The 14540-nt window shown below is 67.7% G+C and carries 13 protein-coding genes and 1 tRNA gene; all 14 read right to left on the reverse strand.

The features are described 5' to 3' along the window. Positions 1 to 15: 15 nt before the first annotated feature. The 14 genes from INP52_RS07310 to trxA all read right to left on the reverse strand — a co-directional run bounded on the left by INP52_RS07310 (position 16) and on the right by trxA (position 14488). A complete protein-coding gene (locus INP52_RS07310) occupies positions 16 to 954 on the reverse strand; it encodes an ABC transporter ATP-binding protein (RefSeq protein WP_194370432.1) in 939 nt (312 codons plus the stop codon). After that, positions 926 to 2590, reverse strand: a complete 1665-nt coding sequence (locus tag INP52_RS07315; RefSeq protein ID WP_194370434.1) for an ABC transporter permease — start codon at positions 2588 to 2590, stop codon at positions 926 to 928. Before INP52_RS07315 ends, INP52_RS07310 begins: the two co-directional genes overlap by 29 nt. A 26-nt stretch (positions 2591 to 2616) precedes the next feature. Then, the gene (locus INP52_RS07320) at positions 2617 to 3774 is read right to left on the reverse strand and encodes an aminotransferase class V-fold PLP-dependent enzyme (protein ID WP_194370436.1); all 1158 of its coding nucleotides are present in this window, start codon (positions 3772 to 3774) and stop codon (positions 2617 to 2619) included. Next, positions 3771 to 5009 (reverse strand): glycosyltransferase family 4 protein, encoded by a 1239-nt coding sequence (locus INP52_RS07325; protein ID WP_194370438.1) that lies wholly within the window; start codon positions 5007 to 5009, stop codon positions 3771 to 3773. The genes INP52_RS07320 and INP52_RS07325 overlap by 4 nt, the downstream gene beginning before the upstream one ends. Positions 5010 to 5014: 5 nt before the next feature. Then, a complete protein-coding gene (locus tag INP52_RS07330) occupies positions 5015 to 5260 on the reverse strand; it encodes a DUF3343 domain-containing protein (RefSeq protein WP_228478296.1) in 246 nt (81 codons plus the stop codon). 8 nt (positions 5261 to 5268) lie between these two features. Then, a complete protein-coding gene (yedF, locus tag INP52_RS07335; protein ID WP_194370440.1) occupies positions 5269 to 5889 on the reverse strand; it encodes a sulfurtransferase-like selenium metabolism protein YedF in 621 nt (206 codons plus the stop codon). Positions 5890 to 5976: 87 nt separating this feature from the next. After that, the gene (gene selB / locus INP52_RS07340) at positions 5977 to 7896 is read right to left on the reverse strand and encodes a selenocysteine-specific translation elongation factor (protein WP_194370441.1); all 1920 of its coding nucleotides are present in this window, start codon (positions 7894 to 7896) and stop codon (positions 5977 to 5979) included. Further along, complete coding sequence (gene selA / locus INP52_RS07345) at positions 7893 to 9317, reverse strand: L-seryl-tRNA(Sec) selenium transferase (protein WP_194370443.1); 1425 nt, start codon at positions 9315 to 9317, stop codon at positions 7893 to 7895. The genes selB and selA overlap by 4 nt, the downstream gene beginning before the upstream one ends. A 61-nt stretch (positions 9318 to 9378) precedes the next feature. Beyond that, positions 9379 to 9475 (reverse strand) — tRNA-Sec (locus INP52_RS07350). A 106-nt stretch (positions 9476 to 9581) separates the two neighbouring features. Continuing rightward, complete coding sequence (gene selD, locus INP52_RS07355; protein WP_194370445.1) at positions 9582 to 10625, reverse strand: selenide, water dikinase SelD; 1044 nt, start codon at positions 10623 to 10625, stop codon at positions 9582 to 9584. Between the two features lie 120 nt (positions 10626 to 10745). Further along, positions 10746 to 11897 (reverse strand): glycine/sarcosine/betaine reductase complex component C subunit alpha, encoded by a 1152-nt coding sequence (grdD, locus tag INP52_RS07360; RefSeq protein ID WP_194370447.1) that lies wholly within the window; start codon positions 11895 to 11897, stop codon positions 10746 to 10748. 9 nt (positions 11898 to 11906) lie between these two features. Then, positions 11907 to 13460, reverse strand: coding sequence for a glycine/sarcosine/betaine reductase complex component C subunit beta (gene grdC / locus INP52_RS07365; RefSeq protein ID WP_194370449.1), 1554 nt, complete (start codon positions 13458 to 13460; stop codon positions 11907 to 11909). 150 nt (positions 13461 to 13610) lie between these two features. Continuing rightward, the gene (grdA, locus tag INP52_RS07370) at positions 13611 to 14087 is read right to left on the reverse strand and encodes a glycine/sarcosine/betaine reductase complex selenoprotein A (RefSeq protein ID WP_194370451.1); all 477 of its coding nucleotides are present in this window, start codon (positions 14085 to 14087) and stop codon (positions 13611 to 13613) included. 74 nt (positions 14088 to 14161) lie between these two features. Further along, positions 14162 to 14488 carry a thioredoxin TrxA gene (trxA, locus tag INP52_RS07375; RefSeq protein ID WP_228478297.1) on the reverse strand — a complete coding sequence of 109 codons (327 nt, stop codon included), beginning with the start codon at positions 14486 to 14488 and terminating at the stop codon, positions 14162 to 14164. Between the last annotated feature and the right edge of the window lie 52 nt (positions 14489 to 14540).

Below are 14540 nucleotides of genomic sequence, written 5' to 3' on the forward strand. Positions count from 1 at the left end.
TTTGCTTACCTTTCCCTATACGCTGAACGTCTCTGCTATAGCAAGGGGCACCGTGTCGCCCCTCGTATACCTGCACTGCCTCGGCGCGCGGGCCACGACCTCGCTGCCGCCCACGTCGAGCCGATACTCCCAGATCGGCCCCAGATAGGACGCATCCGTGACGCGTCCCGTAAGCCCTCCCTCGCGACCGAGGAGCACGTCCTCGGAGCGAAACAGCAGACGGCGGCCGCCGACCTCCAGCTCGTTCACGTGACCGAGGAACCGCGCGCAGTAGAGGTCAGCCGGGTGGCGATACACCTCCTGCGGGTTCCCCACCTGGGAGAGGGACCCCTCGCGCATGATGGCCACGCGGTCGCCAAAGGCCAGGGCCTCCTCGCGGTCGTGCGTGACGAACAGCATCGTCACGCCGAAGCGCCGCTGGATCTGATGGACCTCCTCGCGCATGCGCAGGCGCAGGTTGGCGTCGAGGTTGCTGAACGGCTCGTCGAGCAGCAGCACCTTGGGACCGACGACCAGGGCGCGCGCGAGGGCCACGCGCTGCTGCTGGCCCCCCGATAGCTCGTCCACGTGAGCGTCCCCCTGGTCGGACAGGCCCACGGCGTCGAGCATCTCGCACACGCGACCCTCGGCCTCGCGCCGTGCGACGCCCACGAACCTGAGGCCGTAGGCGACGTTTCCCGCCACCGTGAGGTGGGGGAACAGGGCGTAGGACTGAAAGACCGTCGCCGTGGGGCGCACCTCGGGGGACAGGCGCGTGACGTCGACACCGTCCACGCGCACGCTTCCCACATCGGGAGCCAGAAAGCCGCCCACCAGGCGCAGCGTGGTGGTCTTGCCGCAGCCGGAGGAACCGAGCAGACACACGACCTCGCCCTGGTCCACATTGAGCGTGAGGTCGCGGATGACCTTGGTTCCATCGAAGGACCTAGAGAGCCCCGAGAGTTCCAGAAACACGCGAGCGCCTCCTTCCAAGCAGGAGCTGGTAGAAGATAACGTTGACGAGCGTCGTGACGACGATGAGCGCAAGCGAGATCATGGCAGCGTCACCGTACTTGCCGCCCGAGAGGGCGTCGAACAGCTGGAAGACGGCCGTCTTGTGACCGGGGGTGATAAGAAAGAGCACCGCGCTGTAGCTCACCATCGCGCTCGAGAAGCCGTTCACGAGGCTCACCCCCACGGCCGGCAGCAGGTTGGGAAGCAGGACATCCCCCAGGACCTGCGGATCCGAGGCTCCCAGGTCGCGCGCGGCCAGGTCGAGCTCGACCGGTACCTGCGCCAGGGCGGATGAGAACGCGCGCGACGAGATGGTCAGCTGCTTCGCGGCGAGCACCGCCACGATGATGACGTCGGTGCCCACGAGCTCAAGCGGAGCGGCGTTGAACGCCAGGATGTAGCCCAGCCCCAGGCAGATGCCCGGCAGCGTGTAGGGCACCGTGGCCACGAAGTCGAGCAGCAGCGAGAAGAGCGCGCGCCTGCGATGGGCGTAGTAGGCGACCAGGGCCCCGAGCGCCGTGGAGATCGCGGCCGCGGCGAGCGCGTAGACCCCGCTGTGCCACAGGGCCCCCAGGTCAAACTTCACCAGATGGGTGAGCTGGTCGAGCGTGAAGGGGGCGCTCCACCCCATCCCCTTCGTGAACGCGGAGTGCACGATGGTGAGGTAGAGCACAACAAGGAATCCCGAGAAGAGCGCGCAGACCAGGTGCGCGCAGACGCCCAGGGGGCCTTTGAGCGCGAAGCCCGCCTCGCCGGCGCGGGGGCGCACGCCCGCGTCGAGCGTCTTGGAGCCCGCCGCGCCGTCGCGCGCGTCGAACCTGCGAAAGAAGACGAACACGACGCCCGAGACCACGAACAGGAGCCCGTTGAGCACCGCGGCGGCGCGCAGGTCCACGTAGCCGACTACGCGCACGTATATCTCGGTTGCTATGGTCTCGAAGCTGCCTCCGATGACCACCGGGGTGCCATAGTCAGAGATGGAGCGCACGAAGGTGAGCAGGAGGCACACAGACAGGGCCGGCCGCAGAAGCGGCATGATGACATCCAGGAAGACGTGGCCCATGGGGGCGCCCAGGTCCAGGGCGGCCTGGACGGCGCTGCGGTCAACGCGACCCAGCACGCTCGTGATCAGCATCACGTTGATGGCCGCGAAGAACAGCGACTGCATGAGCACGACGCCCCACCACCCGTACGGGCTTATCGAGAGCCCGAGCAGCCCGTGCGTGATGAGACCGCGCCGTCCGAACAGCTCGATGTAGGCGAGCGAGGCCACGAACGGCGGGGAGATCATGCTCACGGCGACGAGCCCCGAGGTCACCGAGGACCAGGGGCGCGAGCCAAAGGTGATCACGAGCGCGACGGCGAGCCCCACGACCGTGGACAGCACGGCCGAGAGCACGCCCACGAAGGCGCTGTTGGCGAGCAGCCCCGCGCTGGACGAGAGCACGCCCCACACGCCGGCGAGGCCCTCGGAGGGCACCAGCCCCTGGGCGACGATGCAGACGATGGGCCACACGATGAAAACGGCGCAGCAGACCACGACGGTGCCGAGAAGGGCCGCGTCCAAGAGGCGACCGCGGACGCCCAAGCCTCGCACGCCAAGACCCCGCGTACCAGACAGTCTCACGCCGCCTCGGCGATCTCGCGTACGGCGTCCACGGCGGCGTCGACCTCGGCCTCGGTCGTGAACCAGCTCACGCTCAGGCGCACGATGCCCTGCTCCTTGGTGCCCAGCGCCTCGTGCATGAGCGGCGCGCAGTGGGCACCGGGCCTGCAGGCGATGCCCCAGCCCTCCATGAGCATGTCGGCGACGGATGACGAGTCGAGCGCGCCCACGTTGAGCGCCACGATGCCGGCGCGCGGGGCCGCGGGGTCCGCGTCGGGCCAGTCTCCGTAGACGGTGACGCCCGGCAGGTCCCGCACGCCCTCGTAGAGGCGGCGTGCCATCGCGCGGTCGTGAGCACCCACGGCATTGACGCCGCCCCGCCCCTCGATGAAGTCCAGGCCGGCCGAGAGGCCGGCGAGGCCGTGGGCGTTGAGCGTTCCCGCCTCGAGGCGCGTGGGCCAGCCTAGGGGCTGGCGTCGGTCGAAGCTGTGCACCCCCGTCCCCCCCTCGCTGTACGGCCGCACGTCCACGCCCTCGGCGCAGGCGAGCCCGCCCGTGCCCTGAGGTCCCATGAGGCCCTTGTGCCCGGTGAAGCAGACCACGTCCAAGCCCATGGCACTCATGTCCACGGGGACGCAGCCCGCCGTCTGCGAGGCGTCCACCACGCACAGGGCCCCCGCCGCGTGCGCGATCCGGGCCACGCGCGCCACGTCCACCACGTTGCCCGTGACGTTGGAGGCGTGGGTCACCACCACGGCCCGGGTGTCGGGGGCAACCAGGCGCTCGAGCTCACCCATGTCAAGCCGACCCCGCGCGTCGCAGCCGGCGTGCTCCACGCGCACCCCCTTCTCGTCGACGAGGCGGTTGAGCGGGCGCAGCACCGAGTTGTGCTCGAGCACGGTCGTGACCACATGGTCCCCAGGGCCCACCAGGCCGCGAATGGCGCAGTTGAGCGCGGCGGTCGAGTTGGCTGCAAAGGCCACGTGGTCGGGGACGGAACAGCCCAGCAGCCGTGCCACGCGCTCGCGGCAGCCGTGCACCACGCGCGAGGCGTCGAGCGACTCGGAGGTGGCGCCACGACCGGCGTTTCCGAGCGAGCCCAGGGCCGCGACCACGGCGTCGATGACGCTCTGGGGCTTGTGCAGGGTCGTGGCGGCATTGTCGAGGTAGATCATCGGAGCGCTCCAGACTCGGGAGTAGATCCCGGTTTCAGGTGCGAAAGGATGCGCGCGGAGACGGCAGCCCACGAGGCGGCGCTGGTGTCGAAGGGCTCGGACGGCGCGCGCAGGGCGTCGAGGATCGCATCGGCGAGACGCCGCTCGAAGGAGGGCAGCTCAGCGGGATCCGGCGTGTCCACGCCCACCAGGGTGGGCGGCGCCACCCAGCGCAGGGGATTTCTCGGCAGCAGGGCTTCCATCCCCTGGCAAAGGCCGGGCAGGTCCGTCATGACCACCTTGCACCCACAGGCCAAGGCCTCGATGCCCACGAGGGGCATCCCCTCGTAGAAGGAGGGCAGCACGAAGACCTCGCTCGCGCGATACGCGCGCACGACCTCTTCCTCGGGGACGCGACCCGCAAGCCTGACCGGCCAGCGGCAGGCGCGGGCGCGCCGCTCGATGCGAGCGTAGTCGCTCGAGGCGGGGTCGTGGCCGCCCACGAGCGTGAGCGAGAGGCCCTCGAGGCCCACATCCTCAGGACCTATGAGGTCGAGCGCGGCGATCAGGGACTCGACCCCCTTCTTGAAGCTCATCTTGCCCACGAACGCAAGGGAGCCCGGCCTTCTGGGCACGCGCCCGTCCCCCGGGCAGAAGATCCGGTGGTCATAGCCCGTACCCATCATGTGAACGCGCGCCCAATCCACCCCGTAGGTCTTCACGACCTGGGCAGCCTGGGTTTCGTGCAGGGCAAAGACGGCATCCATGCGACGCATCGCGCGCACGATGCGCTCGTGCTCCAGGCCGTGCAGGGCCATCTGCCGCAGGTCCGTGGCATGGCAGAGCACCCCCACGGGAACGCCGCGCACCCGTTCGCGCACGAAGGAGCTCACCAGGTAGAGATGGTGACAGATCACCAGGTCGGGCTCAAACTCGAGAAGGGCCCGGTCAAGGGCGGCTCCAAAGGCGCGCTCGAGGGCCGCCTCCATCGCAGGCGTGAGGTCGCAGTAGCGCGTGGCCGGATAGGGCATCTCGTCCGACATCCCGCACACGTGAAACGGCAGCTCGGACGTGTCGAAGCGCACGCTAAACACGCGCGTCTGCGCGGGCAGGCTCTCGATCGCGTCGCTGTTTGAGACCCCGCAGATGACGGCCGTCTCATGGCCGGCCGCCACCTGCGCCGCAACCGTCTGGGCGAGGAAGGTCCCGCTGCCCGTGCCATCCGGCTTCTGCGCGGACACGCTGAGGATGCGCATCGGCCTCACCGAACGAACTCGAGCAGCTCGACTACGGTCATGGCCTCGAAGGGCACGCCGGCCTCGGACAAGGCGGCCTCGTAGGCCCCCCGGTCCTCCGGGGCGGCCTTCCAGGCCAAGCCGCAACCAGCGGAGATCTGGGCGGGCACGGGAATCATGCGCCCCCCCAATCCCCGCTTGCCGCAAAGCTCCTCGCAGCTCATGGCTGCTGCCGTGGTGGGAAACGTCATCACGAGCGAAGGCTTGCGCACGCGTGGCACTACGGCCTCACGACGCGGCTCGCATCGGAGAGCTTCTGGGCGATCACGTACATGTTGGTGACCTCGCCCACGGCCAGCGTGTCGGTAATGCCGTAGTGGTCGAGGCAGGTGCCGCAGGTGAGAACCTCAACGCCCTGGTCGGCCAGGCCCTTGATGTCATCGAGGCAGGAGGAGCCCTCGCAGGTCAGGTGCGCGCCGCCGTTGTAGAGCAGTATCGTCTGGGGGAGCTCGTCGAGCTGCGTGAGGGCATAGAAGAAGCTCTTCATGAGCTTGTGCCCCAGGGCGTCGTCGCCCACGCCCATGACCTCGGAGGAGACCTGCACCACGAACTTGCCCGTGGGCTCGACCTCGCACGTCGCGGACTCGGGCTCGCCCTCGGCGACGTCGACGGCCTTGTCCGCGGTGATCGTGAGGCGCCACTCCTTGTCGCCCACCTGCTCGGTCGAGATGGCGCAGCCCTTGCCCGTGGCCATCCTGGTCACGTTCTTGACGGCCGTCTGGTTGTCCACGCTGGTCACCACGGTGCCGGCCCCACCCAGGGCCTTGAGTGCCTTCATCGTCTTGACCACGGGGATGGGACACGCGTCACCCATTGCGTTGATCTCGATCTTCTCTGCCATTGCCACCACGCTCCATTCAGATTGTGAGAACGACCTCTTAATCTCTTATATTCTACTCTGCTCCCGTGCGAGCGCTCGGACCGTCCGTCATGAGCCCTCCCTTCTCAGCAGCACGCGGGCGTCTCCAACGAGCTTGGAGATCCTCAGGTGGTCGAAGTGATCGAGCAGCAGCTGGGCGTACTTGCGAGAGACCCCGACGCGCGTGCGGAAGTCCCCGAGCGTCACGGTCTCGGCGTCGTCGAACATATCCGTGAACACGCCGAGCGCCTCGTCGCAGGCAACCCTGCTCACGAACGCCTCCGGCGTGAGCGAGACGATCTCGTCATCGCGGGCAAGGCGGGCGAGCACCCCGGCGAGCGTGCGGGCGTCGCAGCTCGCAGCCTGCGCGAGCTCGTCGGGAGAGCGGGCCTCGAGGCCCGACGCGGCGAGCTCCTTGCGCACGCGAGCGGCAATGCGCTCCTGCTCAGGCGCGTAAGAGGGCTGGAAGCCCGGAAGCGCCACGCAGTCCCCCCTCGTCTCGAGGGTGCCCGACGAGCCAAGCCAGCTCACGAGGGCCTCAACCGCACGAGGGCCGGGGCGCCCGGGAAGCCCGCTCGCAAGGCGCTCGCGCAGCTCGGACAGGCGCATGCCCTCCTCGAGCCCGCGCTCCGCGTGATACTTCCTCACGAGTTTCTGGGCCAGGGAGCGCGTGCGCTCGAGGGCGCTCGGGGCAACCAGCCCCGGACCCATGTGAACGAGGCTCCCGGCGCGCACGAGCACGTCCACCGTCGCCGAGAGGTCCACGGGCGAGCATGCGCTGGCTCCCACCAGGTCCTCCTGCGACGGGCAGGCACAGCCGGCGTCCTCTGCGAGCTGCCGCACGCGTCCCTCGAGCGGACCGGCGAGCACCGAGAGGCGCGAGAGCACGTCCTCGCTGCGGCGCTTCTCGCGGTGGGCACCCATGTCCAGCACCACGCCGCCGCCCACGGTCACCATGGGAGAGAGGAAGCGCACCACGAAGTGGTCGAGGTTGCGTGCCGCGAGCGGCTGCTCGAACGTGAGCTGGGCGAAGCCCGACTCACCCGCCTCGAGCACGTCGGCGTCGAGCAGGCGCACACGACAGACGAGCTCCTGGGTCCCCGCATAGAAGTGCAGCTGGGAGGTATTGCGCACCAAGAAGGGGGCGTCGGAGGTGAGTTGAAGCCGCACGCTGACGCAGCGCCCCTGCGCGAGCGTGCCGGGGGCCGCGAGCGTGCAGCCGCGCTCGAGCTCCTTGCGCTCCATGCCCGTGAGGTTCATGGCCACGCGCATGCCCGCCTCCACGGAGTCGACCGTGACGTCGTGGTTCTGGAGCTCGCGCACGCGCACGGTCTTGAGCTGCGGATAGGCCATGAGGGTGTCGCCGGTCTTCACCCGCCCGTCGATGAGGCTGCCGGTCACCACGGTGCCGTGGCCGCGCACCGTGAAGACGCGGTCCACGGGCAGTCGCGCGGGCAGGTCCACCCGACTGTCCTCGTCTTTGGCCACCGCGCGGGAGATGAGCTCCTTGAGCTCCTCGATGCCCTCCCCCGTCTTAGCCGAGACCGCCACCACCGGGGCCCCCTCGAGGAAGGTCCCCGCCACATGCTCGGCCACGTCCTCCCGCACGACCTCGAGCCACTCCCTCTCGACGAGGTCGACCTTAGTGAGCACCACGATGCCGTGGCGCACCCCCAAAAGCTGCAGGATTTCCAGATGCTCGACGGTCTGGGGCATGAAGCCCTCGTCGGCGGCCACCACGAGCAGGGCGATGTCGATGCCGGTGGCACCGGCGAGCATGTTCTTGATGAGCCGCTCGTGGCCGGGCACGTCGACGATGCCCGCGCTGCGGCCGTCCGGAAGCTTGAGCTGCGCGAAGCCGATGTCGATAGTGATGCCGCGCTCGCGCTCCTCCTTGAGCCGGTCGGTATCCGTGCCCGTAAGGGCACGCGTGAGCCAGGTCTTACCATGATCCACGTGGCCTGCGGTGCCTATGACGACGTGTCTCACGAGTGTGTCGCCTCGCCCCCGGCCGCATGGGCTCGAGCCGTGGAGACGAGCGCCTCTAGGAGCACGTCCTCATCGCCAGCGAGCAGCGTGCGCGGGCTCACGAGCACCGCGCCCTCGTGCACGCGGCAGATGATGGGGGTCCTCCACGCGCGCAGCGCCCGCTCGAGGTCGCTCACCTCCATGCCGCGCACGCGCACGCTCACGGCCGCGCCGGGAAGCTCGACGCCGGGAAGCGAGCCTCCACCCGCCTCGTCCACGGTGTCGAGCACCTCGCTGGAGAGCCCGGGCGCAGCACCCGCCAGACGTCGCGCGAGCGCGGTTGCGCGCTGGCGACACTCCTTACGCGTCATGGCGAGCATGCCAAGCGTGGGGATGCGCTCGAGCGCGGTACGCTGATCCACGCAGTAGGCCAGCGTCATCTCGAGCGCGGCGAGGGAGAGCTTGTCGATGCGCAGGATGCGGGCGAGCTGGTTCTTCTTGATGCGCTCGATGAGATCCCTGCGGCCCACGAGGATGCCCGCCTGCGCGCCGCCGAGGAGCTTGTCCCCCGAGAAGCACGCCACGTCGACGCCGTCCCTGAGGGCGGAGCGCGCCGTGTGGCCCTCGGTGAGTCCCAGGGCCTCTGCGGGCAGGGGCAGGGCGCTGCCGATGTCATAGAGGGCGTAGACGCCCGCCTCATGGGCAATGGAGACGAGCTCAGTGGGCTCGACCTCCTCGACGAAGCCCGTGACGCGAAAGTTCGAGGTGTGCACCTTGAGCAGGGCGCTCATCTGCTCGCGGCCCACCACTTCGCGATAGTCGAAGGCGTGCGTCTTGTTGGTGGTGCCCACCTCGACGAGCGAGGTACCGCTGCGTGCCATGACCTCGGGCACCCTGAACGATCCGCCGATCTCCACGAGCTCCCCGCGCGAGACGGCGACCTCGGAGCCCGCGCACAGGGTGTTGAGCATGAGAAAGACCGCGCCGGCGTTGTTGTTGACCACCATGGCGGCCTCGGCCCCCGTGAGCTCGCAGGCAAGGCGCTCGACATGCGTGAAGCGGCTTCCGCGCGCTCCGGCCTCGAGGTCGTACTCGAGGTTAGAGTAGCCGCGCGCGATCTCGGCCACGTGCGCGGCGACCTCGTCACCCAGGGGGGCGCGTCCGAGGTTGGTGTGCAGCACCACGCCAGTAGCGTTCACCACGCGCCTCAGGCTCCAGACCCCCTGGTCGCGCAGGCGACGCAGCACCTCGGCGCCCGCCTCGTCCAGGTTGGGCACATCTGTGCGGCCACGTTTAAGAACGCTCTCGCGTGCGTCATCGAGAACGGCCTGGACCACGCCGCGCACCTGTGCGCGCGTGTAGCGATCGCAGGCAGCAGCGACCTCGGGAAGTGCCAGCACGACATCGGTCTTGGGAATCTGACGCAGCACGTCGCTTACCATCACACACTCCGTCTCGGATTAAAGAAGGGCGCCGGGCGATCACCCGGCGCCCCCTAGCAGTTGGCGAGAGTAGGTGGGAATCGAACCCACCCGAGCAGGCTGTCCTGCCCGCACTGGTTTTGAAGACCAGAAGGCACACCAGTTACCCTTCTACTCTCATATGTGGTTATCCCTCGCGGGCACCTCATAAACCCTAATCGCAGGCGGGTGACCTGTCAATAGAATAACCGCGATTAGAAAATGAAGCTCGCAAGCGGTCGGATTCTACGGACGAACCGTCACCGCATGCGCGCCGAGCTCCTCGACACGGCCTATGACCACGGCAAGGCGACCCTCCGCTTCAAGGCGGCCGCACAGCGTGCGCGCGTCATCCTCAGGCAAGGACACGAGCAGCCCGCCCGCGGTTTGGGGGTCGTAGAGCAGCTCCGGCATGGCGTCCGGGAGCCCCTCGTCCATGGCCACGCGCGAGGCGAAGTAGTCCTGGTTGCGATAGGTGCCTCCGGGGATGATGCCCATCTGCGCGAAGTCCATGGCCTGGTCCAGGAGCGGCACGGAGCTCGCCGTGAGCTCGATCGTGACGCCGCTGGCCTCGGCCATCTCGCAGGTGTGCCCCGCCAGGCCAAAGCCCGTGATGTCGGTGCACCCGTGCACGTCAAGCCCCTCAGCGAGGCGGATGGGCGCCTCGTTGAGCGTGCGCATGGCCTCCCAGACGTAGGCGGCCTCCGCCTCCGACATGAGCTCGCCCTTCACCGCTGTGGTGAGCACGCCCGTGCCGATAGCCTTGGTGAGCACGAGCACGTCTCCCGAACGGGCACCGCCGTTGGCGAGCACCTTGTCGAGCGGGACCAGCCCCGAGACGCACAGACCGTACTTGGGCTCCTTGTCCTCGATGGTGTGGCCCCCGGCGACCGGGCAGCCCGCCTCCACGCACTTGTCGGCACCGCCCTTAAGGATCTGCCCTGCGACCTCGATGGGCAGGCAGTCGGGGACGCACAGCAGGTTCATGGCCAGAACCGGCTTGCCGCCCATGGCGTAGACGTCTGAGAGCGAGTTGGCCGCCGCGATTTGCCCGAAGAGGTACGGGTCGTCCACCATCGGCGGAAAGAAGTCCACGGTCTCGATGAGGCCGAGGTTGTCCCCCACCTGGTAGACGCAGGCGTCGTCGGCCGTGTCGAAGCCGATGAGGAGGTTGTCGCTCTGAACGTTAGGCAAGTCGCTCAGAACCTGAGCGAGGGCCCCGGGGGCCAGCTTGGCGGCTCAACCGGAGGCGGTGGTCATCTGGGTGAGACGGACCTTCTTGGAGCTCATGCGGCACCTCCTCCCTCTGCTCGATTTCAGCTCATAGACATGTTCAGTATACGCCCCGGGCCGGACGGCATGGCAGGGCGTCCGGCCCGGGGTTGGGGGGTGACCAAGATGCGTGGGGCTCTACGCCACGTATCCGGCCTTACGAAGAAGTTCGATTGAGCGCTCGTGGTTGGCCTCGGACGTGAGGACGATGGGACCGGTGCAGCCCATGCCGCTCTCGGCGTAGACCTTCTCGCGCCAGAGGACCTTGACCGCGTCCTCGAGGTCCATGACGTCGATGCCGGGGATGCCCGAGGGCACCGGCTCCTTGGGCGGGGCGCTGACCTCCTCGGCCGTCGCTGCGGGCTTGGAGGCCTCGCGACGGGCGGTCAGGATGTCCTGGAGCCCGGCAGCGTCGGCGGCGGCGAGCTCCTGCTCGACCACGTCGAACACGTGGTTGCGCACGAGATCGCCCGCGTAGACGAGGGCGTTGGCGATCACGGGAGCACCCGAGGCGCGCGAGACGATAAGCACGAGCTTGTCGTAGCCGCGCCCGATGCCGGGGCCGTAACCGGAGCCCACGGCCTCGAAGCTCCCGCCGGTGGCGCAGCTGGAGAGCATCTTGGTGAGCACGTTGCCCGTGAGCGAGTCGCAGACCAAGACGTCAGCCGTGGCCTGCAGCACGTCGTTTCCGCGCAGCACGCAGCCGCCGTCGGCGCGGCTCGACTCGGCGAAGCGCAGAGGGTAGCCGCCGTCGGCGAGCTGCTTGAGCGCCATCTCGCACTGACGTGCCCCGTTGACGTTGAGGATGCCCACGCTGGGGTCGGACATGCCGGACGCCTTGGCGGCGATGACGCCGTAGACGGCGTTCAAGATCATGCCCTCCACGAGGTCAGCGCTCGAGGTGCCGGTCGTGGTGGCCAGGAGCATCTCGCGGCCGCGGGCGGGCGTCACCACGCGCCCCACGGTGGAGACGCCGATGGGGAACGGGAAGTGCATCGTGACGGCACCGTCGATCTCGTGTGCGTCGAGAAGCTCGACCATCTTGGCGTGACCCGCCTCGTCGTCGTCCACGTGAACGCACTCGAGGCCCTCGACCTCCTGGCTCCCGATGTAGACCACGTGCACGCCACGCTCCTGGGCCGCGAGCGCGGCCTCGATGGCGTTGGTCTCGCCGTGCTCCGAGCCCATGCCCGTGAGGGCGATGCGCGGCGCAGGGACGAGCTTTCCGCTCTCGAGGCCGTCCGCCATGAGCTGGAAGGCCTCGGCAACGGTCTTCTGAAGGTTACTCATGCCTACCCCCTACTCCTTGTCCGCGTCGGAGGCGAGCAGGGACGCGGCGAAGTCGCGCATGGTCGAGGCGATCATGGAGCGCACCTCGTCCTCGCTCACGCCGGCTGACTTGTCCTCCTGGACGCCCTCGTTGGCCTGGATCATCACGGAGACGCCGTCGAACAGGTTGGTGAGACGCCCCAGGAACAGGGAGCCCTTGCCCACGATCATCACGCGCTTCATGGAGCCGTCGAGCATGCGATCACGGGCAAAGCCGATGGAGGGCACGCCGGAGGGAATGTGGCCCTGCGTGGGGGCGTAGCCCTTGATGCCGCGCTCGGCAACGAACGTCGGGATGTCCGTGCGGGCGAGCTCGCCGCGCTTGACGCCCAGGGCCGCGATCATCTTGTAGTTGGCCAGGGGCACGTCACCGGCGCCTGCGGGCTTGGTGATGTCGGGGTTCTGCATCTCGGGAGAGAACCGGTCGACGTCGGTGACCTTGAGGCCGGCGCGCTCGAGCGGGTCGTAGACGAGGCTCTGGATGACGGCCTGCGGGGCCGATCCGGTGCCCACCGTGTGACGACCGAGGATGTCGAGGTTGATCTCGGGGTTCACGCCGTCGTTCTGGGTGACGACCACCGAGAAGCCGCCGAGCATGTCCTCGAGGATGGGCAGGCCCTTCTTCACGTGGTCCTTGCCGTTCATGCCGAGCTTGGCGGTGCAGCCGCCGGCGGTGACCACGACGCACTTGTAGGCGCCGGACTGCACGAGGGCGGCCGCCTCGATGAGCGAGTGCGTGGGGCCGGCGCAGAAGCCGCGCGCGTCGGAGCCGGTGGCGTTCATGAGTCCCGCGACCTCGGCCGCGGCCTTGGCGAAGTTGCCGCCGCCGCGCTGGTTCATGTCGCCGCAGGCCTCCTCGCAGCAGTCGATGACGTACTCGACCTCGCCCTTCTCGATGCCGGCGTTCTTCACGCCGGTGAGTAGAGCGAGCACGCTCGACGCCTTGGCAACGAGGTTCTCGAGCATCACGTGGGCCGAGAGGTTCACGTCGATCTCGTGCGCGCGCTTGACGCAGCCCACCATCTTGTCATTGAAGTAGAGGGCCTCGGCCTGCTCCTCGTCGACGAACTTCTTGATTTGCGCGGCGTCACAGGGCTTGGGGATGCGTGCGACGATGGTCTCGTCAATCAGGGGGTTGGCCTTGAGGGCGGGCAGGGTCGCCTCGATGAAGTCCGCCCCGAGCTCGACGAGCTCGAAGACGTCGCACGCGGCGAGAAGCAGCGTGAACTCGTCCTCGGGCATCATCTGGCCGAAGCGGCCGTAGCGCCCGGTCACGTCACAGGGCTTGTCGTACCAGGGCTCAGCGACCTCGGCGAGCTCGTCGGGCGTCTTGTTGCCAATGTAGACCTGGTTGGGCCAGTACGCGAGCGCCTCCTCGAAGGAGCGCAGATGGCTCGGGAGCTCCTTGAGGTACTCACCGTCGGGATTGACGATGCGCTCGGTGGTCTGGGTCGTGCCGTTGTGAATCACCATGTCGGGGGTGTGCACAAGCACGTAACCCGCTCCCTTGATGACGCTCCTCATGAATCCTCCATCTTGTTTCAACTGGGATGATTAGATGGTGCCTGAACGAGGAGAACCCCAGGTGCCTGGACGCTCTCCCTCGAGACGCATAGATTTTCCTCTAGCAGAGGGGGCGACGGCGCAGGCCGCCGCCCCCAGACGCAAGTACGACTACTTGTTGTACTTACAATACTGGTCGCGAATGTCCGTCATCTCGGAAACGATGTCGTCAACATCCAGGACCATCTCCATCATGCTTACCTGATCGTCGTAGACGGCAGGATCAAACTCCGCCTTGATTTCAGGCTCGCACACGTGATACACGCTGAGTCCCAACTGGACCCCTGTCAATGGACCGGCGTACGTCGGGTCACCATTAGTGACCGTCTCAGCAGCGAGACCGGCAGCTTCGCCTTCGGCAGCACCCACGACAACAACTACGTTCTCGGGGCCGTACTGCTCGGCGAACTCCTTAACTCGCCTCTGGTTCTCCAGATCCATTGCACCGGCGGCCGTTCAAACGAAGCACTCCGTCGAGGAGAACACAGGCTCGCCACCCGCACTCTCGACGCACGCAGCAATCGCAGGACCGGGCACACCATCGCGATCGCCAATAATGACAACCTTCTTACCAGCTAGAATGGCCATTTTACCCTCCTTCCCTCTTCTATCGAACAAAACGTACCTTACTATGTGGTCGCCGCAGATGCGGCGGTTCCACCCTACGCGTAGTGACGCTTGATCATGGCCTCGACGTTCTCGGGCGTGGCGTCATCCTTGACGCACTCGTCGACCTTCTCACCGTTCTCGTAGATAGCGATGACCGGCAGGCCCAAGATCTTCTGGCCAATGGCCAAACGACGTGCCTTGGTGGTGTTGAGCTGGCAGAACTTAATCTTGTCACCGTAGGTCTCGGCGAACTCGTGCACATGCGGCATCAGCGCGGCGCAGGGCACGCAGCCGTCGCCGTAGTAGTCCACGAGCACCTTGCCATCTGCCTTGAGGACCTCATCCTCAAAGGTCTTCTTGTCAACTTCGAGCATGGACATGAAAATCCTCCTTCTTCTCGACCGGGGCGCGGGCCGCAGGCGGCCCGCGCGA

It is taken from the genome of Thermophilibacter immobilis, from assembly GCF_015277515.1.
Lineage (GTDB): Bacteria > Actinomycetota > Coriobacteriia > Coriobacteriales > Atopobiaceae > Thermophilibacter > Thermophilibacter immobilis.

Excerpts from the sequence above, each read along its gene's own strand:
- INP52_RS07325 (WP_194370438.1), bottom strand. The coding sequence starts at position 5,009 with ATGCGCATCCTCAGCGTGTCCGCGCAGAAGCCGGATGGCACGGGCAGC.
- INP52_RS07320 (WP_194370436.1), bottom strand. The coding sequence starts at position 3,774 with ATGATCTACCTCGACAATGCCGCCACGACCCTGCACAAGCCCCAGAGC.
- grdC (WP_194370449.1), bottom strand. The coding sequence starts at position 13,460 with ATGAGGAGCGTCATCAAGGGAGCGGGTTACGTGCTTGTGCACACCCCC.
- trxA (WP_228478297.1), bottom strand. The coding sequence starts at position 14,488 with ATGTCCATGCTCGAAGTTGACAAGAAGACCTTTGAGGATGAGGTCCTC.
- selA (WP_194370443.1), bottom strand. The coding sequence starts at position 9,317 with ATGGTAAGCGACGTGCTGCGTCAGATTCCCAAGACCGATGTCGTGCTG.
- grdD (WP_194370447.1), bottom strand. The coding sequence starts at position 11,897 with ATGAGTAACCTTCAGAAGACCGTTGCCGAGGCCTTCCAGCTCATGGCG.
- yedF (WP_194370440.1), bottom strand. The coding sequence starts at position 5,889 with ATGGCAGAGAAGATCGAGATCAACGCAATGGGTGACGCGTGTCCCATC.